Origin of the sequence: Micromonospora sp. NPDC048843, from assembly GCF_040649965.1 — a bacterium.
GTDB lineage: Bacteria > Actinomycetota > Actinomycetes > Mycobacteriales > Micromonosporaceae > Micromonospora > Micromonospora hortensis.
Genome location: NZ_JBEZGJ010000110.1, coordinates 1 through 24,918, shown reverse-complemented (window position 1 = coordinate 24,918; position 24,918 = coordinate 1). Strand labels below are relative to the sequence as shown.

General features: G+C 71.4%; 23 protein-coding genes. 12 read left to right on the top strand and 11 right to left on the bottom strand.

From position 1 onward, the window contains the following. Positions 1-26 precede the first annotated feature (26 nt). A complete protein-coding gene (gene sodN, locus AB0C20_RS23665; RefSeq protein WP_357187914.1) occupies positions 27-431 on the bottom strand; it encodes a superoxide dismutase, Ni in 405 nt (134 codons plus the stop codon). An 84-nt stretch (positions 432-515) separates the two neighbouring features. On the opposite strand from sodN, the gene AB0C20_RS23660 reads away from it, so the two are divergent. The 3 genes from AB0C20_RS23660 to AB0C20_RS23650 all read left to right on the top strand — a co-directional run bounded on the left by AB0C20_RS23660 (position 516) and on the right by AB0C20_RS23650 (position 3,291). Continuing rightward, positions 516-866 carry a S24/S26 family peptidase gene (locus tag AB0C20_RS23660; protein WP_220090464.1) on the top strand — a complete coding sequence of 117 codons (351 nt, stop codon included), beginning with the start codon at positions 516-518 and terminating at the stop codon, positions 864-866. A gap of 145 nt (positions 867-1,011) precedes the next feature. Further along, on the top strand, positions 1,012-2,190 hold the full coding sequence (locus AB0C20_RS23655; protein ID WP_238688479.1) for an NADP-dependent malic enzyme: 1,179 nt from the start codon (positions 1,012-1,014) through the stop codon (positions 2,188-2,190). A gap of 138 nt (positions 2,191-2,328) precedes the next feature. Beyond that, positions 2,329-3,291, top strand: coding sequence for a zinc-binding dehydrogenase (locus AB0C20_RS23650; RefSeq protein WP_357187911.1), 963 nt, complete (start codon positions 2,329-2,331; stop codon positions 3,289-3,291). A gap of 119 nt (positions 3,292-3,410) precedes the next feature. Here AB0C20_RS23650 and AB0C20_RS23645 read toward each other — a convergent pair whose 3' ends face one another. Together AB0C20_RS23645 and AB0C20_RS23640 are read right to left on the bottom strand one after the other, a co-directional pair. Next, the gene (locus tag AB0C20_RS23645) at positions 3,411-4,376 is read right to left on the bottom strand and encodes a chlorophyllase (RefSeq protein WP_357568757.1); all 966 of its coding nucleotides are present in this window, start codon (positions 4,374-4,376) and stop codon (positions 3,411-3,413) included. Positions 4,377-4,464: 88 nt separating this feature from the next. After that, entirely contained in the window at positions 4,465-5,514 is a 1,050-nt protein-coding gene (locus tag AB0C20_RS23640) for an aldo/keto reductase (RefSeq protein WP_357187907.1), read from the bottom strand. Between the two features lie 92 nt (positions 5,515-5,606). Here AB0C20_RS23640 and AB0C20_RS23635 point away from each other — a divergent pair, with 92 nt between their 5' ends. Further along, on the top strand, positions 5,607-6,068 hold the full coding sequence (locus tag AB0C20_RS23635) for a MerR family transcriptional regulator (RefSeq protein ID WP_357187905.1): 462 nt from the start codon (positions 5,607-5,609) through the stop codon (positions 6,066-6,068). Here the strand turns inward: AB0C20_RS23635 and AB0C20_RS23630 are convergent. Further along, positions 5,950-6,495, bottom strand: coding sequence for an aminoglycoside adenylyltransferase (locus AB0C20_RS23630; protein WP_357568755.1), 546 nt, complete (start codon positions 6,493-6,495; stop codon positions 5,950-5,952). The genes AB0C20_RS23635 and AB0C20_RS23630 overlap by 119 nt on opposite strands. 381 nt (positions 6,496-6,876) lie before the next feature. Between AB0C20_RS23630 and AB0C20_RS23625 the strand changes: the two genes are divergently transcribed. Continuing rightward, on the top strand, positions 6,877-7,050 hold the full coding sequence (locus tag AB0C20_RS23625) for a hypothetical protein (protein WP_210784597.1): 174 nt from the start codon (positions 6,877-6,879) through the stop codon (positions 7,048-7,050). 75 nt (positions 7,051-7,125) lie between these two features. Here the strand turns inward: AB0C20_RS23625 and AB0C20_RS23620 are convergent, their stop codons facing one another. From AB0C20_RS23620 to AB0C20_RS23590, 7 genes are all read right to left on the bottom strand, one after another. Beyond that, positions 7,126-8,241 (bottom strand): acetate kinase, encoded by a 1,116-nt coding sequence (locus AB0C20_RS23620; RefSeq protein ID WP_357568754.1) that lies wholly within the window; start codon positions 8,239-8,241, stop codon positions 7,126-7,128. After that, on the bottom strand, positions 8,238-10,307 hold the full coding sequence (gene pta, locus AB0C20_RS23615; protein WP_357187900.1) for a phosphate acetyltransferase: 2,070 nt from the start codon (positions 10,305-10,307) through the stop codon (positions 8,238-8,240). The genes AB0C20_RS23620 and pta overlap by 4 nt, the downstream gene beginning before the upstream one ends. A gap of 99 nt (positions 10,308-10,406) precedes the next feature. After that, positions 10,407-10,592, bottom strand: coding sequence for a DUF6104 family protein (locus AB0C20_RS23610; protein WP_030490374.1), 186 nt, complete (start codon positions 10,590-10,592; stop codon positions 10,407-10,409). 159 nt (positions 10,593-10,751) lie between these two features. Next, positions 10,752-14,507, bottom strand: coding sequence for a multifunctional oxoglutarate decarboxylase/oxoglutarate dehydrogenase thiamine pyrophosphate-binding subunit/dihydrolipoyllysine-residue succinyltransferase subunit (locus AB0C20_RS23605; RefSeq protein ID WP_357568753.1), 3,756 nt, complete (start codon positions 14,505-14,507; stop codon positions 10,752-10,754). Positions 14,508-14,782: 275 nt separating this feature from the next. Continuing rightward, a complete protein-coding gene (locus tag AB0C20_RS23600) occupies positions 14,783-15,595 on the bottom strand; it encodes an ABC transporter permease (RefSeq protein WP_145789317.1) in 813 nt (270 codons plus the stop codon). Continuing rightward, positions 15,592-16,527, bottom strand: coding sequence for an ATP-binding cassette domain-containing protein (locus AB0C20_RS23595; RefSeq protein ID WP_357187896.1), 936 nt, complete (start codon positions 16,525-16,527; stop codon positions 15,592-15,594). The genes AB0C20_RS23600 and AB0C20_RS23595 overlap by 4 nt, the downstream gene beginning before the upstream one ends. Positions 16,528-16,669: 142 nt before the next feature. Beyond that, entirely contained in the window at positions 16,670-17,317 is a 648-nt protein-coding gene (locus AB0C20_RS23590; protein ID WP_357568752.1) for a hypothetical protein, read from the bottom strand. Between the two features lie 159 nt (positions 17,318-17,476). Between AB0C20_RS23590 and AB0C20_RS23585 the strand changes: the two genes are divergently transcribed. The 7 genes from AB0C20_RS23585 to AB0C20_RS23555 all read left to right on the top strand — a co-directional run bounded on the left by AB0C20_RS23585 (position 17,477) and on the right by AB0C20_RS23555 (position 24,778). Continuing rightward, positions 17,477-18,250, top strand: coding sequence for a GNAT family N-acyltransferase (locus tag AB0C20_RS23585; RefSeq protein ID WP_357568750.1), 774 nt, complete (start codon positions 17,477-17,479; stop codon positions 18,248-18,250). Beyond that, positions 18,247-19,185 carry a lysophospholipid acyltransferase family protein gene (locus AB0C20_RS23580; RefSeq protein WP_357187890.1) on the top strand — a complete coding sequence of 313 codons (939 nt, stop codon included), beginning with the start codon at positions 18,247-18,249 and terminating at the stop codon, positions 19,183-19,185. Before AB0C20_RS23585 ends, AB0C20_RS23580 begins: the two co-directional genes overlap by 4 nt. A 122-nt stretch (positions 19,186-19,307) precedes the next feature. Continuing rightward, positions 19,308-20,132 carry a DUF4097 family beta strand repeat-containing protein gene (locus AB0C20_RS23575; protein WP_357187888.1) on the top strand — a complete coding sequence of 275 codons (825 nt, stop codon included), beginning with the start codon at positions 19,308-19,310 and terminating at the stop codon, positions 20,130-20,132. Next, positions 20,129-20,740, top strand: a complete 612-nt coding sequence (locus AB0C20_RS23570; RefSeq protein WP_357187886.1) for a PadR family transcriptional regulator — start codon at positions 20,129-20,131, stop codon at positions 20,738-20,740. Before AB0C20_RS23575 ends, AB0C20_RS23570 begins: the two co-directional genes overlap by 4 nt. Before the next feature lie 86 nt (positions 20,741-20,826). Then, a complete protein-coding gene (locus tag AB0C20_RS23565) occupies positions 20,827-21,528 on the top strand; it encodes a response regulator transcription factor (RefSeq protein WP_030336721.1) in 702 nt (233 codons plus the stop codon). Then, entirely contained in the window at positions 21,525-23,081 is a 1,557-nt protein-coding gene (locus tag AB0C20_RS23560; protein ID WP_357187884.1) for a HAMP domain-containing sensor histidine kinase, read from the top strand. Before AB0C20_RS23565 ends, AB0C20_RS23560 begins: the two co-directional genes overlap by 4 nt. 62 nt (positions 23,082-23,143) lie before the next feature. Beyond that, positions 23,144-24,778 carry a trypsin-like peptidase domain-containing protein gene (locus tag AB0C20_RS23555; RefSeq protein ID WP_357568748.1) on the top strand — a complete coding sequence of 545 codons (1,635 nt, stop codon included), beginning with the start codon at positions 23,144-23,146 and terminating at the stop codon, positions 24,776-24,778. Positions 24,779-24,918: the final 140 nt, after the last annotated feature.

The window sequence follows — 24,918 nt, the reverse complement described above, 5'->3', positions numbered from 1 at the left end:
CCGGATCGTCGGGATGACCGGGGAGGTCACGCCTTCTTGGTCTCCCAGAAGATCTTCGAGATCTCGTCGATCTTCGCGAGGAGCTTGTCGGCGGTGGCCGGGTCGAGGCTGCCCTTGACGCCACCGGCGCCGGCGAGCTTGGTGGCCTCGTTGAACAGGCTGTGCAGGTTCGGGTACTTCTCGAAGTGCGGCGGCTTGAAGTAGTCGGTCCACAGCACCCAGAGGTGGTGCTTGACCAGCTCGGCGCGCTGCTCCTTGATGATGATGGCGCGGGTACGGAACTCCGGGTCGGTGTTCGCCTGGTACTTCTCGCAGATCATTTTGACCGATTCGGCCTCGATCCGGGCCTGAGCCGGGTCGTAGACACCACACGGCAGGTCGCAGTGAGCGCTCGCGCTGACGCGGGGCGCAAGGATGCGCGGAAGTCGCATCGGGATCCTCCATGGGAAGTTTGCGATGATCAAAGGCGACATTACTCCTGGGAATGCTCCCCGAACGGGGTGGAGGTGAAACCAGTGGCCGCCGATCACCCGGCTGAGGTGCCCCGGTTGCGCAGGCCGCTGACCGCCGTTCTGGTGACCGGCCCGTCCATGGCCCCGACCCTGCGGCACGGCGACGCGGTGCTGGTTCGTCCCGGTGGTCGCCCGATCCGTGCCGGTGACGTGGTGGTCGCGGTCTTCCGGACCCGGCCCGATCTGCTGGTGGTGAAGCGTGCGGTCCGGCCGCAGGACGGCGGCTGGTGGCTGCGCGGCGACAACGACCTGATCACCGATGACTCCCGAGCGTACGGCGTGGCCGACGTACGAGGACGGGTGGTGGCCCGCTACTGGCCCCGCCCCGGACGGGTACCTCGACGTCAGTTATGACCCTGCTCACATCCGGGGGGTGGTGCCGACACTATGCTCGGAAAGTGCCCGGGTGACCCCCCGCACCGCGTGCCACAGCTCGCCGCCCACCTCGCGGCGGGGCCGGCCGCCTCACATCTGCTCGACAGATCCTGGAGTCACCACCATGTCTTCGTCCACCGTGGACCCCGCTGATCCCGTCTTCCTACTGCACCGGGGCGGCAAGATGGCCGTCACCTCGACAGTGCCCCTCACCAGCCGGGAGGACCTCTCCCTGGCGTACACCCCGGGGGTGGCCCGGGTGTGTGAGGCGATCGCCGCCGACCCCGCCCTGGTGGACGACTACACCTGGGTGTCGCACACGGTAGCGGTGGTCACCGACGGCTCGGCGGTGCTCGGGCTGGGCAACATCGGCCCCCGGGCCGCGCTGCCGGTGATGGAGGGCAAGGCGGTGCTGTTCAAGCAGTTCGCCGGGGTGGACGCGGTGCCTGTGTGCCTGGACACCCAGGACGTGGACGAGATCGTCGCGGTGGTGCGGGCGCTGGCGCCCTCGTTCGGTGGGATCAACCTGGAGGACATCAGCGCGCCGCGTTGCTTCGAGATCGAGCGTCGGCTCGACGAGGCACTGGACATCCCGGTCTTCCACGACGACCAGCACGGCACCGCCATCGTGGTGCTGGCCGCGCTGCGCAACGCCGCGATGTTGCTCGACCGCAAGCTCGGTGACCTGCGGGTGGCGGTGAGCGGCGCGGGCGCGGCCGGCGTGGCAGTGACGAAGATGCTGATCGCCGGGGGCGTCAACCCCGACCAGGTGGTGGTCTGCGACTCCAAGGGGATCATCGGCCGGCACCGCACCGAGCTGACCGGCACCAAGGCCGAGCTGGCGGCGAGCACCAACGCCGACGGCCGCCACGGCGACATCACCGAGGCGTTGCGCGACGCGGACGTGCTGGTCGGGGTCTCCGGCGGGCAGATCCCCGAGGCCGCGGTGGCCGGGATGGCGCCCGGCGGGATCGTGTTCGCGCTGGCGAACCCGACCCCCGAGGTGCACCCCGAGGTGGCCGCCCGGCACGTCGCTGTGGTCGCCACCGGGCGCAGCGACTACCCCAACCAGATCAACAACGTGTTGGCCTTCCCCGGTGTGTTCCGCGGCGCGCTGGATGCCGGCGCCACCCGGATCACCGAGGCGATGAAGGTCGCCGCCGCGGACGCCATCGCCGGTGTGGTGGCGGAGTCCCTGACCGCCGACGCGATCGTTCCGTCCCCGCTCGACCCGCGCGTCGCGCCGGCCGTGGCCGAGGCCGTCGCCGAAGCCGCCCGCCGCGACGGCGTCGCCCGCCGCTGAGCGCACGCGTGGGCCGGGGGCGCCCCGGCGCAGCATGCGCCGCTGGTGTGCGCGCACGCGTGGGCCGGGGGCGCTCCGGCGCAGCATGCGCCGCCGGCCTGCGCGCACGGCTTCTTAACGAGCGCTCAGCTTGTTACCGTGCCGATCATGCGTGCTGCCTTTGCCTCCCGTTTCGACGACGCCGATCCGCTCGCCGCGCTCACCGTCGGCGAGCGGCCCGAGCCGACCCCTCCGGCCGACGACTGGGTGACCGTGCAGTTGCGGGCCACCTCGCTCAACCACCACGACCTCTGGTCGCTGCGCGGGGTGGGTCTCACCGAGCCCCAGCTGCCGATGATCCTCGGCTGCGACGCGGTCGGGCTGGACCCGGAGGGGCGCCCGGTGGTCGTGTACCCGGTGGTCGTCACGCCTGGTGACCCGCGCGGGGTCTCCATCCTCTCCGAGCACTTTGCCGGGACGCTCGCCGAGCGGGTGGTCGTACCCCGATCGAATCTGATCCCGCTGCCCGACGGCATGGCGGCTACCGACGCGGCGTGCCTGCCCACGGCCTGGCTGACCGCGTGGCGGATGCTGACCACAAAGGGCCGCGTCGCGGACGCCGACAGCGTGCTGGTCCAGGGCGCGGGCGGCGGCGTGGCCACAGCGGCCGTCGCGCTCGCCGTCGCGATGGGCAAGCGGGTGTACGCGACCAGCCGCGACGCCGTCAAGCGGGACCGGATCTCGGCCCTCGGCGCCATCGCAGTGGAGCCCGGTGCCCGACTGCCGGAGCGGGTGGACGTGGTGATCGAGACGGTCGGCGCGGCGACCTTCGACCACTCGCTGAAGTCGGCCGCGCCGATGGCCCGGATCGTGGTCTCCGGCGCGACCGCCGGGCACGAGCCGTCGGTCAATCTGCGCCGGGTCTTCGCCATGCAGTTGGAGATCCTGGGCACCTCGATGGGCACGCCCGGCGAGCTGTACGAGCTGCTGGCGTTCTGCTCCGACAACGAGGTCCGCCCGGTGGTGGACAGCGTGATCCCGTTCAGCCGGGTCGAGGACGCCTTCGCCCGACTGCATTCCGGCGACGCCTTCGGCAAGGTCGTCATCGACCACACCGCCTGACGCGCACCGCATCGCTGCGGCAAGATCCGCGCAACATCAGGTAAACTGCTGCCTCTCGCCGTGCCGAGGCAGCAACATCCCCGATGTTGCGCGGATCTTCGCTTGGTCGGCGGCGGGCCTCAGAGGTGGTCGTCGAAGGTGGCGATGTCCCCGCGCGTCGCGTCGGTGGGAATGCGCTTCTTGGCGTCCGCGTCGCCGTAGAGCGACCAGCGCAGGAACTCGACAGACGTGTCCGAGACGACCCGCAGCGTCGCGCCGTCGCTGAGCAGCGCCCGCCCGTGGTCGCCCTTGGGCAGGCTCAGCATCGCCTTCGGCCAGGGCACCTTGTCGTACGCGGCCCTGCCCGCCGCGTACTCGACCACCTCGTCCAACTCGCCGTGCACGAACAGTTGCGGTGCGGCCGCACCGGCGAACGCGGTGCCCACGCCGAGCGCCGTGCCCGCGAACACCACACCCGCGTCCAGCCGCTCGTCCCGGCTCGCGGTGAACAGGCCGATGGTGGTCACCCCGCCCGCGGAGTGCCCGGCGGCGGCCACCCGCTCGCCGTCCAACCGGCCGCGCAACGCGTCGCCGGCCTTGCCGTCCAACGCCAGCACCTGGTCCAACGCGTACGACACGTCGGCGGGTTGGTTGAGCACGTCGAGGACGTTGTTGTCAGCGCCCCGCGAGGTGTGCGGGAACGTCGGCGCGGCCACCACGAAACCCGCCGCCGCCCAGCGGGTCATCAGCGTGGCGTAGTCGTCCGGTCGCCCACCCAGGCCGTGACTGAACATCACCACCGGGAACCGGCCCTGCGCCGCAGTCGCCGACCGCTTGGCCGCGCCGCCGGACTGCCCGGCCGCCGGGTACCAGAGCGTCGTCGGCAGCGCACGGCCGTCCCGGTTCAGCTTGAGCTGGCGTACGCCGACCGCGAAGGCGCGTTGCGGGGCCTTGCCGGCGGGGACCTGCGGTGTCGGCGTGGCGGCGGGCGGTGGTTCGACGGGCGCCTGCTGGCTCTCGGTCTTCCTGGCGTCCGCCGAGCAGCCGACCAGACCGGCCATGAGTACGGCGCTGGCCAGCAGGGCGGGGGTGACGCGACGTGGCATGAATCCGATTGTGCCTTGCCCGACGGACGTGCCCGGTGGACTTCGACGCGGTGTGCCCGTCGACTCACCTAGCGCTGCGCGGCCGGTGTCAGGCCGCAGCACGTTCGGCGAGCGGGCGTCGCCGCCGTGCGGTGTCGGTCAGCGCGCGCGGAGGGAAGGCGGCGTTGGGGTTGTACCGGTTCGTTCCGGGCGGAACGATCTCGTCGATCCGGTCGAGGGTCGCGTCGTCCAGGATGAGCGTGGCGCCCTTGAGCAGGTCTTCCAGTTGCGGCATGGTTCGCGGTCCGATGATCGCCGAGCTGACGGCCGGATGGGCCACTGTGAAGGCGATGGCGAGCTGCGGGAGCGTGCAACCGATGCTCGTGGCGAGGTCGACGAGCTGTTCCACGATGTCGAGCTTGGCGGCGTTCTCGGCGATCGTGGGGTCGAACTGTGCCGGCCGGAGCACGGCCCGCCCGGTCGACAGGTCGATCGGCTGGTCCCTGCGGTACTTGCCGCTGAGGAACCCGAAGGCGAGCGGGCTCCAGACCAGCACCCCCATGCCGTAGCGCTGGCAGACCGGGAGGGTCGACGCCTCGACGCCGCGGGCCAGGATCGAGTACGGCGGCTGCTCGGTGCGCAGGCGTCCGAGGCCACGACGCTCGGACACCTGGTGCGCCTCGACGATCTCCTCGGCCGGGAAGGTCGAGCAGCCGAAAGCGCGGATCTTCCCGTCGCGGACGAGGTCGGTGAGCACCGAAAGGGTCTCCTCGATGTCGGTCGAGGGGTCGGGACGGTGGATCTGGTAGAGGTCGATCCAGTCGGTGTTCAACCGCCGCAGGCTGCCCTCGACGGCCTTGAGGATCCACCGCCGCGAGTTGCCGCCCTGGTTGGGCCCCTCGCCCATCGGAAAGTGCACCTTGGTGGCCAGCACGACGTCGTCCCGGCGCCCCCGCAGCGCCTTGCCCACTATCTCCTCGGACTCGCCCCGGCCGTACATGTCGGCGGTGTCGACGACGTTGATGCCCTGGTCGAGAGCGGTGTGGATGATGCGGACACAGTCGTCGTAGTCGGGGTTGCCGACGGCGCCGAACATCATGGTCCCGAGGCAGTGGGTGCTGACCTCGATGCCGGTGCCGCCGAGCGTGCGATAGCGCATGTAAATGCTCCCTTGGGTGATTCACTAGCGATCACCGCGCACCCTAGGAGCTTGAGTCGGCTCTAGGTCAACCCCTCGTTACCCTGCTCGGCATGCCTGAGGTCACCGCGAGTCTGAGCATCGGACAGATCGCCGAACGCACCGGCTTGAGCGTGCACACCCTCCGCTTCTACGAGCAGGAGGGGCTCTTCGTCAGTCCCGTACGCCGGGGGCCGGGCGGGCGTCGCAGCTACACCCAGGACGACGTGGACTGGCTGACCGTCTGCATCATCCTCCGCGCCTCCGGCATGCCCCTGCCCGCGCTCCGCCGCTACACCGACCTCGTTCGGGAAGGCGCCGGCAACGAGGAGGAACGGCTCGCGCTCCTGCGCGAGCACCACTGTCGCGTCACCTCCCAGATCGACAGGCTCACCCAGAGCCTGGACCTGATCACCTTCAAGGTCGGGATTTACGAGGATCTGCTTGAGCAGGACCGGCGCGCAGCCGGGCCAGGTCGTCAGCGTCCTTCGGGCGGCGGGGACGTTCCGGCATCCAGACCGGGTACATCTGCTTGAACTCGATCTGGGCCGCCACCGAGATGGTCGGCGCGGTGAGCGGGCCGATCCGGCCGGGTGGGGCGTCCAGCATCCCGGCTGGCAGCGAGGCGCCGGCCCAGGACCCGGCACCCACCGTCGGTCGGCCGGCGGCATCACGACCCAGGTACGCGAAGCTGACCTCCACGTCGGCGGCGAACAGGTCGAGCTGCGACTCCACCGGCATCCGCGGATCGGGAAGCCAACCCCGGGCCAGCAACAGGGTGGCCAGCCGGTCGGCGTCGTCGCGCCAGCAGTACCAGTCGACGTCGACGTGCGGGCGGGTCACCGCGCCGAGCTGGAAGTCCATCGCCCAGCCGCCCCGCAGCCAGACCGGGATGCCGTCCGCCCCGGTCACCGCGATGACCTCGGCGATGCTCGCCAACTGCCGGCGCGCAAGCTCGTCCACCGGAAGACCGTACCGGTGTCGGTCGGGTCAGTGGGCCGGGCGGAATTCAGGGGGCGCGCCGAGCGCGGATCGAGGGTGAGCGTACGCACGCCGACGGCGTACGACCCCTCGGGCGCCCGACGCGCCGACACCGGCCCGGTGGCCCCGCCAGCCACGGCGGTGGCCGGCGCAGAACCGGCCAGCAGCGCTGGCACCAGTACGGCCAACAGCCGGCCCGCCCCCATCGTTCCACGGTAGGTGCCCGCGCGGGCGTAGCGGCCCCGCCGTCCGGCTCGGGTGCACCCGCCACCCGGTCGGGTCCCCTCCGCCGGCCGGGTCCACCAGTGGGACGCCGCGGGCCGGGGACGGTGCCGTGTGGCGAGCTTCGCTAGGGTCACCGACATGCCTGAGAACTACACGGACCCCAGCGGCAACACCGAGGCGTTCCGCGCCTTCAATCAGACGCCGGAGACTGCGGCGTCGACGGAGGCCCCGTCCCGCCTGCCGCTCATCATCGGTGCGGCAGTGGTCGTCGTGGTGCTGGTGGCACTCGTCGCCTGGCTGGCGACCGGCTGATCGAGTCGCCTGGCTGGCGACCGGCTGATCGAACGCGCACCCTCGGGCCTCCCGGGGGTGCGCGCCTCAGTGGCGTCAGGCCGCCCCGACCACGTCCCGGGTCTGCCGGGCGATTTCCCGCTCCTCGTCGGTGCGGATGACGCAGACGCTCACCTCGGCGCCGTCGGGCGAGATCAACCGGTCGCCCTCGCCGTCGTTGCGGGCGTCGTCCACTGTGATTCCGAGCCGGCCCAGGCCGGCCAGCGCGGCGGCCCGCACCGGCGCGGCGTGCTCGCCGACCCCGGCGGTGAAGGCGATCGCGTCGACCCGACCGAGCAGTGCGTAGTACGCCCCGACGTACTCGGTGATGCGCCGGCAGTACACGTCGAAGGCCAACGCCGCCGCCCGGTCACCGGCAGCCCGGCGTTCGAGCACCTCGCGCATGTCGTTGACTCCGGTCAGCCCGAGCAGGCCGCTGCGGTGGTTGAGCAGGTCGTCGATGTCGTCCACCGACAGCCCGCCCTCGCGGCGCAGGTGGAAGATCACGGTCGGGTCCACGTCGCCGCTGCGGGTGCCCATCACCAGCCCCTGCAACGGGGACATGCCCATCGAGGTGGCAACGCTGCGACCGTTCGCCACCGCGCAGGCGCTGGCCCCGTTGCCCAGGTGCAGGGTGATCGTGTTGACCTGCTCGTACGGGCGGCCCAGCAGTTCGGCGGTGCGCCGGGACACGTACGCGTGCGAGGTGCCGTGGAAGCCGTACCGGCGGATGCCGTACCGCTCGGCGGTGTGCCGGTCGATCGCGTACGTCGCGGCGGCCTCCGGCAGGGTGTGGTGGAACGCGGTGTCGAAGACGGCGACCTGCGGGACGTCCGGCAGCGCCGCGCGGGCCACCTCGATGCCGGCCAGGTTGGCCGGGTTGTGCAGCGGGGCGAGCGGCACCAGATCCTTGATCGCGGCCAGCACCGCGTCGTCGACGAGCACCGGCGCGCTGAACGTCCGGCCGCCGTGCACCACCCGGTGTCCGACCGCCGTCAGCCCGGTCAGGTCCAGCCCGTCCAGGATCTGCCGGACCGCCTCGGCGTGGTCCGCCGGGCCGCCGCCGGGCTCACCGATCCGCTCGACGGTGCCGTGGTCGAGTGCCCGGTCACCGTCGTAGCGGCGCCACTTCACCGACGACGACCCGCAGTTGAGCACAAGCACCCGACTCACGACGCCTCCTCGGTGGCCGCCTGGATGGCGGTGATCGCCACGGTGTTGACGATGTCCGGCACCGTGGCGCCCCGCGACAGGTCGTTCACCGGCCGCCGCAGGCCCTGCATGACCGGGCCGACGGCGACCGCCCCGGCCGAGCGCTGCACCGCCTTGTACGTGTTGTTGCCGGTGTTCAGGTCCGGGAAGATGAAGACCGTTGCGTGCCCTGCCACGGGGCTGTCGGGCAGCTTCGTGGCCGCCACCGCCGGGTCGATCGCCGCGTCGTACTGGATGGGCCCCTCGACCAGCAGGTCGGGCCGGCGCTCCCGGACCAGCGCGGTGGCCGCGGCGACCTTCTCCACGTCGGCGCCCGCGCCGGAGCTGCCTGTCGAGTACGACAGCATGGCCACCCGGGGTTCGATGCCGAACCGGGCGGCGGTGTCGGCCGACGAGATCGCGATGTCGGCGAGCTGGGCCGCGTCCGGGTCGCGGTTGACAGCGCAGTCGCCGTAGACCAGCACCCGGTCGGCGAGCAGCATGAAGAAGACGCTGGAGGCCACCGAGACGTCCGGCAGCGTACGGATGATCTCGAACGCCGGCCGGATGGTCGCTGCGGTGGTGTGCGTGGCGCCGGAGACCATGCCGTCGGCGCGGCCGGTGGCCACCATCAGCGTGCCGAAGTAGTTGGGCTGCGCGACGATGTCGTGCGCCAACTCGGCGGTGACGCCCCGGTGGGCGCGCAGCCGGGCGTACTCGGCGGCGAAGTCGTCGCGCCACTCGCTGGCGCCCGGGTCGACCACCTGCACGTCGCCGAGGTCGATGCCCAGCTCCCGGGTACGTCGGGAGATGTCGTCCGGCCGGCCGAGCACGGTCAGCTCGGCCACTCCACGGCGAAGCAGGATCTCCGCCGCGCGCAGGATCCGCTCGTCGGTGCCCTCCGGCAACACCAGGTGCCGGGGCTTCGAGCGGGCTCTGTCGATCAGCTCGTTCTCGAACATCAGTGGGGTGACCCGCGCCGACCGGCTGACCCGCAGCCGACGAGCCAGGTCGTCGGTGTCCACACAGCGCTCGAACGCGCCGAGCGCGGCCTCCACCTTGCGGGGATTTGTCGCGCTGGGCCGGCCCTCGATGCGACTGGACGCGGCCACCGTGTCGTAGCTGTCGAGACGCACGGAGAGCACCGCCAACCCGGTGTTGAGCCCCTCCACCAGCCGCATGACCCTGGGGTCGGGCTGCTCGCCGAGGGTGAGTACCAGCCCGGCCACCGACACCTGCCCGGCCACGTGCGCGGCGCTCGCGGCGACGAGCAGGTCGGCCCGATCCCCGGGGGTGATCACCAGGGCGCCCTCGGTGAGGTGGCCCAACAGTGTCGGCACGTGCGCCGCGCCGACCACGAAATCCAGCACGTCGCGACCGAGCGCGGCGTCGTCCCCGGCCAGCAGGGTGGCGCCGAGCGCCGTCGCCACCTCGGCCACCGTCGGCGCGGACACGCTCGGCACCTCCGGGATGGCGTACGCGGGGACCGGCAGGTCGGGCAGCGTCATCGGCTCGGTCACCCGGTTGGCGATCACCGCGAGCACCGTCGCGCCGAGGTCGGCCAAGTCGTGGTACGCCCCCCGCATCGCCGACGCGACAGCCGCCGGCTCCTGCCCGAAGCCGTCCACCACCGGCACCACCACGCTGCCGAACTCGGTGGCCAGCCGGGCGTTGAAGGCAAGCTCCCGGGGGTGGGCCGGGTCGCCCGGCTCGTCGAAGTCACTGCCCACCACTACCACCGCCGGGCACTGCCGCTCCACCGCCCGGTAGCGCTCGACGATGGCGGAGATGAGCTGCTCCCGTCGACCGTCGGCGACCAGCGCCGAAGCCTCGGCGTAGCTCGCCCCGGCCAGCTCGGACAGCGGCACCTCGACCCGGTAGCGCTCGCTCAGCAGGGCGAGGATCGGGTCCTGGCCGGTGTCGGCCACCAACGGCCGGAACACGCCGATCCGCCCGACCTGGCGGGACAGCAACTCCGCCAACCCGAGGGCAATCGTCGACTTGCCCCCGCCGGACCCCACGCTGGTGAGGTAAACACTCCGAGCCACGTTCCCACCCCCTGCCCGTTGATCAAGAAGTTTGCGTCAGCTCCGGCCCCCATCGTGACCGAAACTTCTTGATCACCGGGTGGGGAACGGGGTTAGGGGTTAGGCGTCTTCGTCGTCGGGGTCGTCCAGGCGGGCCAGGTAGGTTGCCAGGCGCTCGATGGGGGTTTCGAAGTCGGGGTTGAGGTCGACGAAGTCGCGCAGACGCTCGCCGAGCCACTCCAGGGTCACCTGCTCTTCGCCCCGGCGCTCGACCAGCTCCTCGATGCCACGGTCGGTGAAGTACATGGGTACGTCCTTGTGCTCGGCCCGGTCCGGCTCGGGCGGCCGGGCGGGTGCTGGGTGGATGGTCAACCGGCCGGCGGGTGGGCGAGCCGGCGGACCTACGAGAGCCGGGGCAGGACCGTGGTGAAACGGCCCTGCCCCGGCTTCCGTGCTCAGGTCAGGTCACGGGCGGGGGAGAGCCGCCTCGATCAGCGCGTTCTGCTCGACCTCGTGGGTCTTGGCCGAGCCGACCGCCGGGGCGGCCGCGGCCGGACGGGAGATCCGCCGCAGCCGAACGTCAGTGAGGTGCTCCAGCAGGTTGAGCGCGACGAACGACCAGCCACCCTGGTTGGCCGGCTCCTCCTGCACCCAGGCGAAGTCCTCCGCGTTCGGGAACTGCGCGAGGGCGGCCCGGATCTCCTCCACCGGCAGCGGGTACAGCTGCTCCAACCGGAGGATCGCGGTGTCGGTGACGCCGCGCTCCTGCCGGGCCTGGAAGAGGTCGTAGTAGACCTTGCCGGAGCAGAGCAGCACCCGCTTCACGGCCTCCGGCGCCGGGGCGGCCGTGTCGCGCAGCACCGGCTGGAAGGTGCCGGTGGTGAAGTCCTCCACCGACGAGACGCAGAGCTTGTGCCGCAGCAGCGACTTCGGCGTGAACACCACCAGCGGCTTGCGCTTGGGCGACAGGGCCTGGCGGCGCAGCAGGTGGAAGTAGTTCGCCGGGGTCGTCGGGATGGACACCCGCATGTTGTCCTCGGCGCACATCTGCAGGAACCGCTCCGGCCGGCCGGAGGTGTGGTCCGGGCCCTGACCCTCGTGGCCGTGCGGCAGCAGCAGGGTGATGGCGGAGCGCTGGCCCCACTTCACCTCACCGGACGAGATGAACTCGTCGATCACCGACTGGGCGCCGTTGACGAAGTCGCCGAACTGGGCCTCCCAGGCGACGAGGGCGTTGATGTTCTCCACCGAGTAGCCGTACTCGAAGCCCATCGCCGCGTACTCGCTGAGCAGCGAGTCGTGCACGAAGAACCGGGAGCGGTCGCCGTCGCTGGTCAGCGACTTCAGCGGCAGGTAGTCGTCGCCGGTGCGGGAGTCGACGACGGAGGCGTGCCGCTGGACGAACGTGCCGCGACGAGAGTCCTGCCCGGCGAGCCGGACGGTGACCCCGTCGTGCAGCAGCGCCCCGAGCGCGATGATCTCGCCGAAGCCCCAGTCGATGTTGCCCTCGACCGACATCTTGGCCCGCCGGTCCAGTAGCTGCTGGATCCGCTTGTGCGGGGTGAAGCCCTCCGGCAGGTTGATGTGCGCCTCGCCGATGGCCTTGACTACCGACGCGTCGGTGGCGGTGTCGACCTGCGGCTCCGGCTCCTCCTCGCGGCGCGGCCGGTTGAGCTGGCGCGGCGCCGAGGCGGCGTCCCGGGTGGCCTTGAAGACCTTCTCCAGCTGCGCCTGGTAGTCGCGCAGTAGCTCCTCCGCGTCCTCCACGGTGATGTCACCGCGACCGATCAGCTCCTCGGTGTAGAGCTTGCGGACCGAGCGCTTCGAGTCGATGATCTTGTACATCTGGGGGTTGGACATCGACGGGTCGTCGCCCTCGTTGTGCCCGCGCCGGCGGTAGCAGACCATGTCGATCACGACGTCCTTGTTGAACGTCTGCCGGTACTCGAACGCCAGCCGGGCCACCCGGACCACTGCCTCCGGGTCGTCGCCGTTGACGTGGAAGATCGGCGCCTGGATCATCCGGGCCACGTCGGTGCTGTAGAGGCTGGACCGGCTGTACTCCGGGGCGGTGGTGAAGCCGACCTGGTTGTTCACCACCACGTGCACGGTGCCGCCGGTGCGGTAGCCGCGCAGCTGGGACAGGTTGAGCGTCTCGGCGACCACGCCCTGCCCGGCGAAGGCGGCGTCACCGTGCACCGCCAGCGGCAGCACGGTGTAGCCCTCGAGCTTGAGGTCGATCCGGTCCTGCTTGGCCCGGACGATGCCCTCCAGCACCGGGTCGACGGCCTCCAGGTGCGACGGGTTGGCCACCACCGACACCTTGACCGCGTGCTCGCCGTCGGGGGTGGTGAACTTGCCGTTCTGACCCAGGTGGTACTTCACGTCGCCGGAGCCCTGCGTCGAGCGCGGGTCCAGGTGACCCTCGAACTCCGAGAAGATCTTCTCGTAGGGCTTGCCGACGATGTTGGCCAGCACGTTGAGCCGACCCCGGTGGGCCATGCCGATGACGACCTCGTCCAGCCCGTTCTCGGCGGAGGACTCCAGCACCTCGCCGAGCAGCGGGATCAACGACTCGCCACCCTCCAGCGAGAAGCGCTTCTGGCCGACGTACTTCGTCTGCAGGAAGGTCTCGAACGCCTCGGCGGCGTTGAGTCGGTTGAGCACGTGCTTCTGCTCGTCGGCGGACGGCTTCTCGTACTTGCGCTCGATCCGTTCCTGGACCCAGCGCCGCTCCTCCGGGTCCTGGATGTGCATGTACTCGATGCCGACGCGGCGGCAGTACGAGTCGCGCAGCACGCCGAGGATCTCGCGCAGCTTCATCCGCTGCCGGCCGGCGAAGCCGTTGACCGGGAACTCGCGGTCCAGGTCCCACAGGGTGAGCCCGTGCTGGAGGACGTCCAGGTCGGGGTGCTTGCGGATCTTGAATTCCAGTGGGTCGGTGTCGGCCATCAGGTGACCGCGCACCCGGTACGCGTGGATCAGCTCGTGCACCCGGGCGGTCTTGTTGATCTGACCCTCGGAGTTGACAGCGACGTCGCGCATCCAGCGCACCGGCTCGTACGGGATGCGCAGCGCGGTGAAGATCTGGTCGTAGAAACCGTGCTCGCCCAGGATCAGCTCGTGCATCACCTTGAGGAACTCGCCGGACTGCGCGCCCTGGATGATCCGGTGGTCGTACGTGCTGGTCAGCGTGATGATCTTGCTGACCGCCAGCTCGGCCAGGGTCGCCTCGGACATCCCCTGGTAGGGGGCCGGGTACTCCATCGCGCCGACGCCGATGATCGCGCTCTGCCCCTGCATGAGCCGCGGCATCGAGTGCACGGTGCCGATGCCGCCCGGGTTGGTCAGCGAGATCGTGGTGCCGGAGTAGTCCTCCATGGTCAGCTCGTTGCGCCGCGCCCGTCGGACCACGTCCTCGTACGCCTGCCAGAACTGCCGGAAGTCCATCTGCTCGCAGCCCTTGATGGAGGGGACCACCAGGTTGCGGCTGCCGTCCGGCTTGGCGAGGTCGATCGCGATGCCGAGGTTGACGTGTGCCGGGCGGAGCACCGCCGGCTTGCCGTTGGCCTCGGCGAAGGAGTTGTTCATCTCGGGGTGCTGGACCAGCGCGCGCACCATCGCGTAGCCGACCAGGTGGGTGAAGCTGACCTTGCCGCCCCGCCCACGGGCGAGGTGGTTGTTGATCACGATGCGGTTGTCCACCAGCAGCTTGGCCGGGACCGCGCGCACGCTGGTAGCGGTCGGCACGCTCAGCGAGGCGTCCATGTTCTGGACGATCTTCGCCGCGACGCCCCGCAACGGCGTGGTCTGCGGGCCGTCGGCGCTCGGCGCGGCGGCCTTGGCGGCCGGCTTGGCCGGCGCGGCCTTCTCCGGCGCGGCCTTCGGCGTGGCCGGAGCGGCGGTCTTGGCCGGCGCCGGCTGGGCGGCGGCCGGCTTGCTCGCGGTCGCCGGCTTGGCCGGGGCGCTCGGCTGGGCGACGGTGGCGGCTGCCTCCGGCTGACCGTCCGGCTCCGGGGCGGCGGCCGGCTTGTCCGATGATTCGGCGCCGCGCGGGGTGCCCGCTCCCGGTGCCGGTCGGTAGTCGGCGAAGAAGTCGTGCCAGGCCGAATCGACGCTCGATGGGTCGGCGAGGTAGCGCTGGTACATCTCCTCGACGATCCACTCATTCGGGCCGAAACCCGCCAGTGGGTTCTCCTGCGAAGTCTGCTGGGTCGACACGGCCGGTAATCGCCTCTTTCACGCGGGTTTGTGTGGCACGCGGTGGGTCCGTCGCGCCCGATTAGGAGCACGGACGGATGGCTCCCAGGCTACGCCGTACCGATCCCGCAGGCATTTCCGCCTCGGTCCCGTGGCCGGTTTCACAGAAGATGCCAGAAGTTCAGCAACGCCTGCGCGCACAGTGTCGAACTGGTAACACCCGGCCCTCGCGCGGCCGGTGACGTCGACCCCGGAGCGGCCAGCGTGTCGTTGCCGCTCCGGGGTCGCAGACGCCATCAGGCGATGTCGCGCCGCCGGGTCAGCAGGATTCCGGCGATTCCGCTGACCAGCGCGTAGCCGATCAGCACCAGGGCGCCGACCCACCAGGACGGTGTGAACTCCGAGGTGCCCTCCGTGATCATGACCTGGGATGCCACAGCGGGCCAGACCACCTGCCACTTGAGCACCGCCTGGCTGTCGAGCACGTTCGACAGGAGCAGGAACAGCAGACCCACCACCTGGGTGCCGATCAGATAGAGCACCGCCGCCGTGATCACCGCTCCGAGCTGGTTGGTGATCAGCGTGCCGATGCCCACCCCGAGGATCGTCCAGATGGCGTAGGCCAGCAGGTTGAACAGCAGCGCCCGCTGCACCGGCCACTCGCCGAGCTGAGTGCCGTAGTCGTTCGCGGACAGGAAGATCGCGCCGGCGGCCAGGTCGATGAGCGTGGTCGCCAGCCAGAACATGAAGCCGAGCAGGCTGGCGGCGACGAGCTTGCTGACGATGACCGACGTACGCCGGGGAGTCGTCAGGAACGTCGTGGTCGCGGTCTGGTGGAAGAACTCGTTGGTGACCATCAGGATGCCGATGAGCATCACGAACATCAGCCCGAGGTACTGCCCCGAGGTGTAGAGGTTCGCCGCCTGCGCCGGCGCGGTCGCCTGCTCGGCGCTGACGCCGATCTCTTCGGCGTCGCCGCCGAGCGTCGTGACCGCCAACCACGCGTTGATCGCGAACGCCAGGGCGATCGAGAGGAACGCCCCGAGGGCCAGCCACCACCAGGTGCTGGTGGTACGGATCTTGAGTAGCTCGGATCGGACCAGGTTCATCGGATGCCCGCCTTTCCGGCCGTCAGCTCCAGGAAGACCCGTTCCAGATCGGGCCGTTCGGTGGTCAGTTCGTGCAGCTCGACCCCGGCCGCGAGAGCGGACCGGCCGATCGTCGGGGCGTCCACCCCGCCGACCAGCAGCACACCCTGCTCGTCGGTCTCGATGGTCGCCGACTGCGCCTTGAGGGCGGCGGCCAACACCTCGGCCTGCGGGGTGCGGACACGGACCCGGGCGCTCTGGGCCATCGACCCGAGCACCTGGTCGACCGGACCCTGCCGGACCAACTGCCCGGCCGCGATGATCACCACATCGTCGGCGAGTAGCTGCATCTCCGACAGCAGGTGGCTGGAGACCAGGACCGTACGACCCTCGTGGGCGAGGTTCTTGAGGAACCCACGCATCCACCGGATGCCCTCCGGGTCCAGCCCGTTGGCCGGCTCGTCGAGGATCAGCACGCGGGGGTCACCGAGCATCGCGGCGGCGATGCCGAGCCGCTGCTTCATGCCCAGCGAGTAACCCTTGAACTTGCGCTTCGCCGCCGGGGTCAACCCGACCAGTGCCAACGCCTCGTCGGCCCGCTGCTTGGGCAGCCCTGCCGCCGCGCAGATGACCCGGAGGTGGTTGATGCCGGTGCGGCCCTTGTGCGCGCTGGACGCCTCCAGCACCGCGCCGACCTGCCGCAGCGGGGTGGCGAGGTCGGCGTAGCGGTGGCCGCTGATGGTGGCCGTGCCGGCGGTCGGCGTGACCAGATTCAGCAGCATGCGCAGCGTGGTGGTCTTGCCTGCGCCGTTCGGGCCGAGGAAGCCGGTCACCCGTCCCGGCGCCACGGTGAAGGACAGGTTGTTCACCGCCCGGACGTTCTTGTACTGCTTCGTCAGACCGGACACCACGATCTGACCGTCGCTGGTGGGGCTTCGCTGCCCGTCAGTCATCGTTCTCCTCCCGTGTGTGGCGTCGAGGTACGCCGTGGCACAGCGTGACGGCCCGTGGCAACAAGGTCAATCAGGCGCGGTCAGTACGTTTGCCTCCGTCGCGGGACGGAGGCGACTCATCCCTACGGACTACGGCATGGGGTCAGCGGGCGATCCAGGTTGCCCGCGCCGCGCCGAGCAGCGACCCGTCCGGGCCGTACAGGCTGGTGTGCACGAGCGCCTTGCGCCCATCGACACGGAGCAACGCCCCGGTCACCACGCATTCGTCGCCCGGCTCGGGCAGCGTCGCGACCTCGGCGGCGATCCGGCCCAGCAGGTACGGGCGGCCCGGCGCGAGTACAGCCCAACCACCGGGGCAGTCCAGCGCGGCCCAGACCGTGGCAGCGCTGACCTGTGCGGGCGCGCGGAACGGCGCGGCGGTCCGGCCATCGGGAAGCCGGCCGGGGAAGATCCGCAGCCCGTCGGCCCGCTGGGGCCCGCAGACGTAACAGCTGGGAAACGGATGCTCGACCAGGCCGGGGTAGCGGGCCGCGGCAGCCACCGCCGTCTCCAGGTCGACACTGGGTACGACGGCATCGATCACCCCGGCCGGGCGCACCTCGGCCACCAGTTCGCCGGCCGGGTCCCGGACCTCGCCGTCGACCAGTGTCAGCTCGGTGTCCAGCGGTGGTGGCCGGCGCAGTGTCACCTCCACCGGCCCGCTGCCGTCCGCCCCGGCAGCGAAGATCCCCGCGCTCCAGCCGCCGTTGCCGGAACCGGCGGGCCCGTTGTAGCGGGTTTCGATGCGCATCGTCGACCTCCGGTGGTGCGTGTCGGCGCCGTCGCCGGCCTGGTCCGGCAGCCTCGCACGGTCTGCGCCGGGCGTCGCTAGCGGTCTCGCCTGCCGGCGTTCATCCGATCGACACCGGTGGTCCCCGTGGATGGCAACCCGGGCACCTACACAGATCCCATGGCCGTTCTGCATGCCGCTGGCGCACCCCTGAAGACCAGCGGATACACCCTGCTGATCGCCGACGACCCTACCCAGGTCGCGGCCGCGCAACGCCTGCGCCACGAGGTGTTCGCCACCGAGCTCGGCGCCACCCTCCTTCCCGGCGGGGCCGGGTTGGACGTGGACCCCTTCGACGCGTACTGCGACCACCTGATCGTCCGCGAGGACAGCACCGGCGAGGTGGTCGGCACGTACCGGCTGCTGCCGCCGGGCCGTACGACCCGGCGCTACGCCGAGGACGAGTTCGACCTGAGGCCGCTCGACCCGCTCCGCGACGACCTGGTCGAGGCGGGCAGGTCCTGCGTGCACCCGGACCACCGCTCCGGCGCGGTGATCAACCTGATGTGGGCCGGCATCGTCCGGTACCTGCACCTGCGTGGCTCCCGTTGGCTCGGCGGCTGCGCGTCGGTGCCGGTGGCTGACGGCGGGCGGACGGTGGCCGAGGTGTGGACCCAGGCCCGGGCCCGGCACCTGCCGCCGCCGCCGCTGCGGGTCCGCCCGTTGCGGCCCTGGTTCACCGAGGCGGCTGCCGCCGGCCCGGTCGCCGCCGCCCCGACCGGGCGGGTGGCGGTTCCGCCGCTGTTGCGCGGCTATCTCCGGCTCGGCGCGTGGATCTGCGGCGAGCCGTCGTACGACAGCGACTTCGGGTGCGCGGACTTCTACGTCCTCTTTTCCCTGGACCGGATGAACCCGCGCTACCTGCGGCACTTCCTCGGCGGTGAGCAGCGGTGACCGCCGTGCCGCGCGACCTGTGGCGGCCCTCCTCGGGCTGCGGCGACGACTGCCTGCCAGCGGCCGGCGAGGTGCCCACGGTGCCGGTGGCCCGCCGGGTGCTTCGGCTGGTCGCCGCGCTCGGCATGCTGCTGGCCGGGATCCCGGTGGTGGCGCTGCTGCCAGTGCTCCCCACTCGGGAACGGCAGGCGCTGCTCAGCGGCTGGGCCCGGGCCACCGCGCGCGCCTTCGGCGTCCGCCTCGTGGTCCGGGGTCGGTTGCCCCGGCGGCGCGCGCTGCTGGTCGCGAACCATGTCTCCTGGCTGGACATCCTCGCGGTGCTGGCGGTCGCGCCCACCCGGATGGTGGCGAAACGGGAGATCCGTTCCTGGCCGGTGGTCGGTCTGCTGGCAGCGGCGGCGGGCACTGTCTTCGTGGACCGCGCCCGGCCGCTGGCCCTGCCGAGGACCGTCGCCCGGGTCGCCGACGCGCTGCGCGCCGGGCGGTCGGTGGCGGTCTTTCCGGAGGGTACGACGTGGTGTGCCGGGAACGGTTCCACCGACTGCCGCCCCGGCGGTGGGTTCCGGCCCGCGACGTTCCAGGCGGCCATCGACACGGGCAGCCCGGTGGTCCCGTTGCGGCTCGGCTATCGCTGTGCGGCCACCGGGTCGACCACCACGGTCGCCGCCTTCCTCGGTGCGGACACCCTGCTGCGTTCGGTGGCACGGGTGGTCGCGGCGCGGGAGCTGGTGGTCTCGGTGACGATCGCCGCCGCGCTGCACCCGGCCCGTGACGCCGACCGGCGGTTGCTGGCTCGGGCCGCCGAGTCGGCCGTACACCTGGTGCCGACGGCGGGTGCCGTGGCGCGGGCCCGGCTGCGGCCGGTGCCGACGGTGACCCCGGCCGTTCCCGCGCGGGCTCCGCTTGCTGATCGGGAGCTCGACCTGGCGGCCTGAGGGAACAAGCCGACGCCGAGCGGCGACCAACTCGCGACCCTGTCTTGTGGTGTCGCGATGTATCGCGTTACATTCTCCTCCTGTTCGGCGTGCCTCCCGCGCGTCGTCGAGAGGGGGACGCCATGGCCGGATGGACTGTCGAGAGCCCGCAACGGCTCACACTGGACGCTCCGGTCGTCCGGCTGGACGTGCGACTGATCAGTGGGCGGCTCAACGTGGTCGCCACCGACGGGCCGACCCGGATCGACGTGACCCAGGTCGGCCGTCGGCCGATCCTGATCGACCACACCGACGGTCGGCTCAGCATCCGCCAGGAGCGCGGTCGGGGCTGGTCGGACGTCCTGCGCTGGTTCCGGATGATCCACCGCTATCCCCGGGTGGACGTCTCCATCGCCGTGCCCGCCGACGTCCTCGCCGACCTGGGCCTCGTCGCGGGCTCGCTGGTCGCCTCCGGCCTGCGCCGGCAGACCACCGCCAACGTCGTCGCCGGCCAGATCACCCTGATGGGGCTGCGCGGCAGCACCTCCGCGAAGCTCACCTCGGGGCCGGTGGAGGCACTCGGCGTCCGCGGTGACCTCACAGTGGAGACGGTCTCCGGGGAGGTGATCCTCGCCGACAGCGCCGCCGACCGGGTACGGGCACAGACCGTCTCCGGCACCATAACCTGCGACCTGGACAACCCGAGGCGCAGCGAGATCCGGTTGACCACCATCTCGGGCAGCATCACCGTCCGGGTCCGTGCGGACAGCGACCTCGCCGTCCAGCTGAACACCGCCTCCGGCCGGATCACCAGCGGTTTTCCGCAGCTGCGCACCTCGACGTTCCCACTGCCCAGCAGCGAGGGAGTGCTCGGAGCCGGCGACGGTAAGCTCTGGGCTTCCGCGACCTCGGGGAGCATCGCCCTGCTCGCCCGAGCCGTCGACGACGATGGTGAGGAGCTGCCGTGACCGCCGTGTTCAGCCACGGGCGACTCCGGCTCTACCTGCTCAAGCTCCTCGACGACGGCCCGAAGCACGGCTACGAGCTGATCCGCCTGCTGGAGGACCGCTTCCTCGGGCTGTACGCGCCCAGCGCCGGCACCATCTACCCCCGCCTGCAACGGCTGGAGACCGAGGGTCTGGTCAGCCACACCGCAGCCGGCGGCCGCAAGACGTACGACATCACCGACGCCGGCCGGGCCGAGCTGCGCCAGCGGGCCGGTGAGCTGGCCGCGTTGGAAACGGACATCGCGGCCTCCGTGGCGGACCTCTCCAGCCTGGCCGGCGAGATCCGCAGCGAGGTACGCGGATCGGCACGCGACCTCAAGCGGGAGTTGAGCGAGGCCACCCGGCAGACTCGGCGGGCCCGCTGGGAGGCGCCCGCACCGCCGCCCCGGCCGGCGTCGACCACCGGGCCGCAGGCCGAGCTGCTCGACGAACTCGACAAGCGGCTGGCCGCGTTCACCGCCGAGGTGGGCCGACTGATGCGCGCCCGAGAGTTCAGCGACAACCAGCTGCGCACCGCGATCCGGCTGCTCGACGGTGCCCTGGACGGGCTGCGTCGCCTGCTGCGCTGACCGGCGTCGCCGGATGGTCAGCGACTCACAGCCTTTTTGCAGGAAGCGTCCAGCGCTGGCGCAGTGACGTCACCGATGATGGGCGCATGCCCGCTACCCAGACCGAGGCGCGACTGCTCGTCGTCGAGGACGACCCCAACATCCTCGAACTGCTCTCCGCGAGCCTGCGGTTCGCGGGCTTCGACGTGGCCACCGCGACAAGTGGAAGCGCGGCGCTCAACGCCGCCAAGGACCACCGGCCCGACCTGGTGGTGCTCGACGTGATGCTCCCCGACCTGGACGGCTTCGAGGTCATCCGGATGCTCCGCGAGGGCGGCACGCGTACCCCGGTGGTGTTCCTGACCGCCCGGGACGCCACCGACGACAAGATCCGTGGGCTGACCCTGGGTGGCGACGACTACGTCACGAAGCCGTTCAGCCTGGAGGAGCTGACCGCCCGGATCCGCGCCGTGCTGCGCCGCACCACTACCGGCGAGCAGGCCCCGTCCCGGCTCACCTTCGCCGACCTGGAGTTGGACGAGGAGACCCACGAGGTGCACCGTGCCGGCCAGCGGGTGCAGCTCTCGCCGACCGAGTTCAAGCTGCTGCGGTACCTGATGCTCAACGCCAACCGGGTGCTGTCCAAGGCGCAGATCCTCGACCACGTCTGGAACTACGACTTCCGGGGCGACGACAACATCGTCGAGTCCTACATCTCGTACCTGCGGCGCAAGGTCGACACCACCCAACCCCGGCTGATCCACACTCTTCGCGGCGTCGGGTACGTCCTGCGCAAGCCGGCGGCGTGAACGCGGTCCAGCAGGCGAAGGGACGGGTGCGCAGCGTTCCACTGCGGGTGAAGCTGGTCACCTCGGTGCTCGCGCTGGTCGCCGTCGCGCTTCTGGTGATCAGCTCGCTGACCGCGTACTTCCTTCGCAACTACCTGGAGGGCCAGGTCGACGGGCAGGTCCGGTCGACCGCCCAGGGCCTCGGCAAGGTGCTTCTGAACCTGCGCAGCGGTGAGGTCGGCGCGGTGCTGCCCAGCGACTACGTCGTGATCGTGGCCGACGACCGGCAGGTGTACGACCCCCAGTACGACAAGCGCAACTTCGACCCTGAACAGCTGCCAACGTTTCCCGCCAGCCGTAAGGACTTCGAGGCGGCGGAGGGCGAGCCGCACACGGTGGTCTCACACGATCGACTCACCCGGTGGCGGGTCTACTACGCGGCTCAACCGGACGGCTCGGTGCTGGCGGTGGGTCAGCCGCTGACCGAGGTGGACCGGGCGGTGAAGCAGCTCGTCTGGATAGACCTCCTGGTCGGTGGCGCAGTGCTGATCATGCTGGCCTCGGTCGGCGCGGCGATCGTCCGGACCAGCCTCAAGCCCCTCGTCGAGATCGAACAGACCGCTGCGGCGATCGCCGGCGGTGACCTGACCCGCCGGGTGCCCGACCCGGAGGAGGGCCAGGCCGAGCCGACCTCGGAGCTGGGCCGGCTCTCCCGTGCGCTGAACGCGATGCTCACCCAGATCGAGGCCGCGTTCACCGCCCGAGCCGCCTCGGAGACCTCGGCCCGGTGGGCGGAGAGCGCCGCCCGGGACGCCGCCGCCGCCGCTCAGGCGTCCGAGGCGCGGGCCATCCGGTCCGAGGAGCGGATGCGGCAGTTCGTCGCCGACGCCTCGCACGAGCTACGGACTCCGCTCACCACCATTCGTGGCTTCGCCGAGCTGTACCGGCAGGGTGCGGCAAGTGCGCCGGAGCAGACCGCTGGCCTGCTGCGCCGGATCGAGGACGAGGCGGCCCGGATGGGGCTGCTTGTTGAAGACCTGCTGCTGCTCGCCCGGTTGGACATGGAACGACCGCTCTCGCTGACCCCGGTGGAGCTGCCGGTGCTCGCCTCCGACGCGGTGCAGGCGGCGCGGGCGATGGCACCGGACCGGCGGATCGAGCTGGAGATCGCGCCCGAATCCGGCCCGCTCGTCGTCTCCGCCGACGACGCGCGGCTGCGGCAGGTGATCGGCAACCTGGTCACCAACGCGCTCACCCACACCCCGACAGAGGCCGAGATCCGGGTACGGCTGCGCGCCGAACCGGGTGGCTTCGCCGTCGTGGAGGTGGCCGACACCGGTCCCGGCCTCTCGGCAGAGCAGGCGGAACGCGTTTTCGAACGGTTCTACCGGGCCGACGCGGCCCGTACCCGGCGGGCCGACGGCAACACCGGCACCGGCCTCGGCCTGGCCATCGTGGCGGCGCTGGTCGCCGCCCACCACGGCTCGGTCGAGGTGGCCGAGACGCCCGGCGGCGGTGCCACCTTCCGGGTTCGGCTGCCGCTGCTGCCGCAGGTCGACGGAGCGGGCGAGTGACTTTCAGCCAACTTCCAGGACGGTTCCAGGTTGATTGCAGTGCGGAGGGAGAAGGTAGTCCCATGACCGAGTTCGAGTCCGACCCGCAGCGCCGGCCGGCCCCCACCGACGCCGAGCCGTCGCACCCCACCGCCGAGCTGCCGCGCGACGAGCGCGCGCAGTCCGACTCCCCGACCACTCCCGTACCGGTCGTCTCGACCGGCGGCGACCCGACTGTCGCCTCCACCACCGGTGACGCGGAGACCACCGCCGCCACCCCGTCCGCCGGCCCGGTCGGCTACACCGGCTCCGGCGTGCCCGGCGGCCAGCCGGCCGCCGCTCAGCCGACCGGATACGAGCCGTCGACAGGCTACGAGCGCCCGGCCGCCGCGTCCGCGCCGCCGTACCCGGTCTCCGGTCACCCGGCGCCCGGCCAGCCCGGCTACCCGCAGCCGGCCGCCGGCCACTACCCAGGTGCCCAGTGGTACCCGGGCCAGCAGTCCGGCTGGGCCGGCGGGGGCCAGCCGGGCATGCCGTACGCCCAGCACCAGCAGCACCCCGGGCAGCACGCCCAGCACCCCGGACAGCACCCGCACCACCCGGGCCAGCCGGTCCCGCCGTGGGGCCCGCAGGTCGCGCCGCCCGGCAGCGGCCCCCGGCCGGGCCGGATCGCCAAGTTCGCCGGCGCCGGTGTCGCGGTGTTCGCCCTGATGCTCGGTTCCGGTGTTGCCGGTGGGGCGCTCGCGCTCGCCCTCGACGGCGACGGTGGCGGCATCACCCGCACCTACTCCGCGGCTCCCGTGATCAATGGCGCCGACCTGCCGAAGATCGCCGCGTCGGTGCAGGACAGCGTCGTCTCGATCACCACCGGCAGCGGTGAGGGCTCCGGGGTGGTGCTCAGCGCCGACGGGTACGTGCTGACGAACAACCACGTTGTCGCGTCCGCCGCCGGCGACGCCGTGCGGGTGGTCTTCGCCGACGGCAAGACCGCCGACGCGAAGATCATTGGCACCGACCCGAAGACCGACCTGGCCGTGGTGAAGGCCAACGGGGTGAGCGACCTCAAGCCGGCCAAGTTCGGCGACAGCGACGCCATGCAGGTCGGCGACCAGGTGCTCGCTTTGGGCAGCCCGCTCGGTCTGCAGGGTTCGGTGACCTCGGGCATCCTCAGCGCCCGGGACCGCACCATCCGGGCCGGTGAGGGTCAGCCGCAGGACCCGACCCAGCAGCAGGGCCAGCCGGTCAGCTCGATCTCCGGCCTGCTCCAGACGGACGCCCCGATCAACCCCGGCAACTCCGGTGGCGCCCTGGTCAACACCCGGGGCGAGGTGATCGGCGTCAACACCGCCATCGCGACCTCCGGGCAGAGCACCGGCAACATCGGTGTCGGGTTCGCCATCCCCAGCAACAAGGCCAAGGACGTCGCGGGCAAGCTCCAGCGTGGCGAGAAGGTCAGCCACCCGTCGCTCGGCGTCGGCGTCAACCAGGCCGAGGGCGGCGGCGCCCTCGTCGCGTCGGTCACCCCGGGCAGCCCGGCTGAGAAGGCCGGCCTCCAGCGCGGCGACGTCGTCACCCGGTTCGGCGACAAGCCCGTCAACGACTCGGACGACCTGGTCGGCGCGGTGCAGGCCGGCAAGGTCGGCGACCGGGTCGAGGTCCAGTTCAAGCGCAACGGTGTCGAGAAGACGGAGACCGTGACGCTCGCCGAGACGTCCTAACCAGCTATGTGAAACCTGCTTCCTTCCTCCGGCGGCGGGTGGCGGCCCGGGCCGGGTCGACCCACAGCAGGTGTCGTCCGCCGTTGCCCCGGGCGCTGCGGCCGGTCGTCGGGGCTCCGGGCCACGGCACCTGTTCATCG

What these genes read in the sequence shown, in the direction of transcription:
- sodN (WP_357187914.1), bottom strand. Translation starts at nt 431, where the DNA reads ATGCGACTTCCGCGCATCCTTGCGCCCCGCGTCAGCGCGAGCGCTCAC.
- AB0C20_RS23655 (WP_238688479.1), top strand. Translation starts at nt 1,012, where the DNA reads ATGTCTTCGTCCACCGTGGACCCCGCTGATCCCGTCTTCCTACTGCAC.
- AB0C20_RS23645 (WP_357568757.1), bottom strand. Translation starts at nt 4,376, where the DNA reads ATGCCACGTCGCGTCACCCCCGCCCTGCTGGCCAGCGCCGTACTCATG.
- AB0C20_RS23640 (WP_357187907.1), bottom strand. Translation starts at nt 5,514, where the DNA reads ATGCGCTATCGCACGCTCGGCGGCACCGGCATCGAGGTCAGCACCCAC.
- AB0C20_RS23635 (WP_357187905.1), top strand. Translation starts at nt 5,607, where the DNA reads ATGCCTGAGGTCACCGCGAGTCTGAGCATCGGACAGATCGCCGAACGC.
- AB0C20_RS23625 (WP_210784597.1), top strand. Translation starts at nt 6,877, where the DNA reads ATGCCTGAGAACTACACGGACCCCAGCGGCAACACCGAGGCGTTCCGC.
- AB0C20_RS23610 (WP_030490374.1), bottom strand. Translation starts at nt 10,592, where the DNA reads ATGTACTTCACCGACCGTGGCATCGAGGAGCTGGTCGAGCGCCGGGGC.
- AB0C20_RS23600 (WP_145789317.1), bottom strand. Translation starts at nt 15,595, where the DNA reads ATGAACCTGGTCCGATCCGAGCTACTCAAGATCCGTACCACCAGCACC.
- AB0C20_RS23595 (WP_357187896.1), bottom strand. Translation starts at nt 16,527, where the DNA reads ATGACTGACGGGCAGCGAAGCCCCACCAGCGACGGTCAGATCGTGGTG.
- AB0C20_RS23590 (WP_357568752.1), bottom strand. Translation starts at nt 17,317, where the DNA reads ATGCGCATCGAAACCCGCTACAACGGGCCCGCCGGTTCCGGCAACGGC.
- AB0C20_RS23585 (WP_357568750.1), top strand. Translation starts at nt 17,477, where the DNA reads ATGGCCGTTCTGCATGCCGCTGGCGCACCCCTGAAGACCAGCGGATAC.
- AB0C20_RS23575 (WP_357187888.1), top strand. Translation starts at nt 19,308, where the DNA reads ATGGCCGGATGGACTGTCGAGAGCCCGCAACGGCTCACACTGGACGCT.
- AB0C20_RS23565 (WP_030336721.1), top strand. Translation starts at nt 20,827, where the DNA reads ATGCCCGCTACCCAGACCGAGGCGCGACTGCTCGTCGTCGAGGACGAC.
- AB0C20_RS23555 (WP_357568748.1), top strand. Translation starts at nt 23,144, where the DNA reads ATGACCGAGTTCGAGTCCGACCCGCAGCGCCGGCCGGCCCCCACCGAC.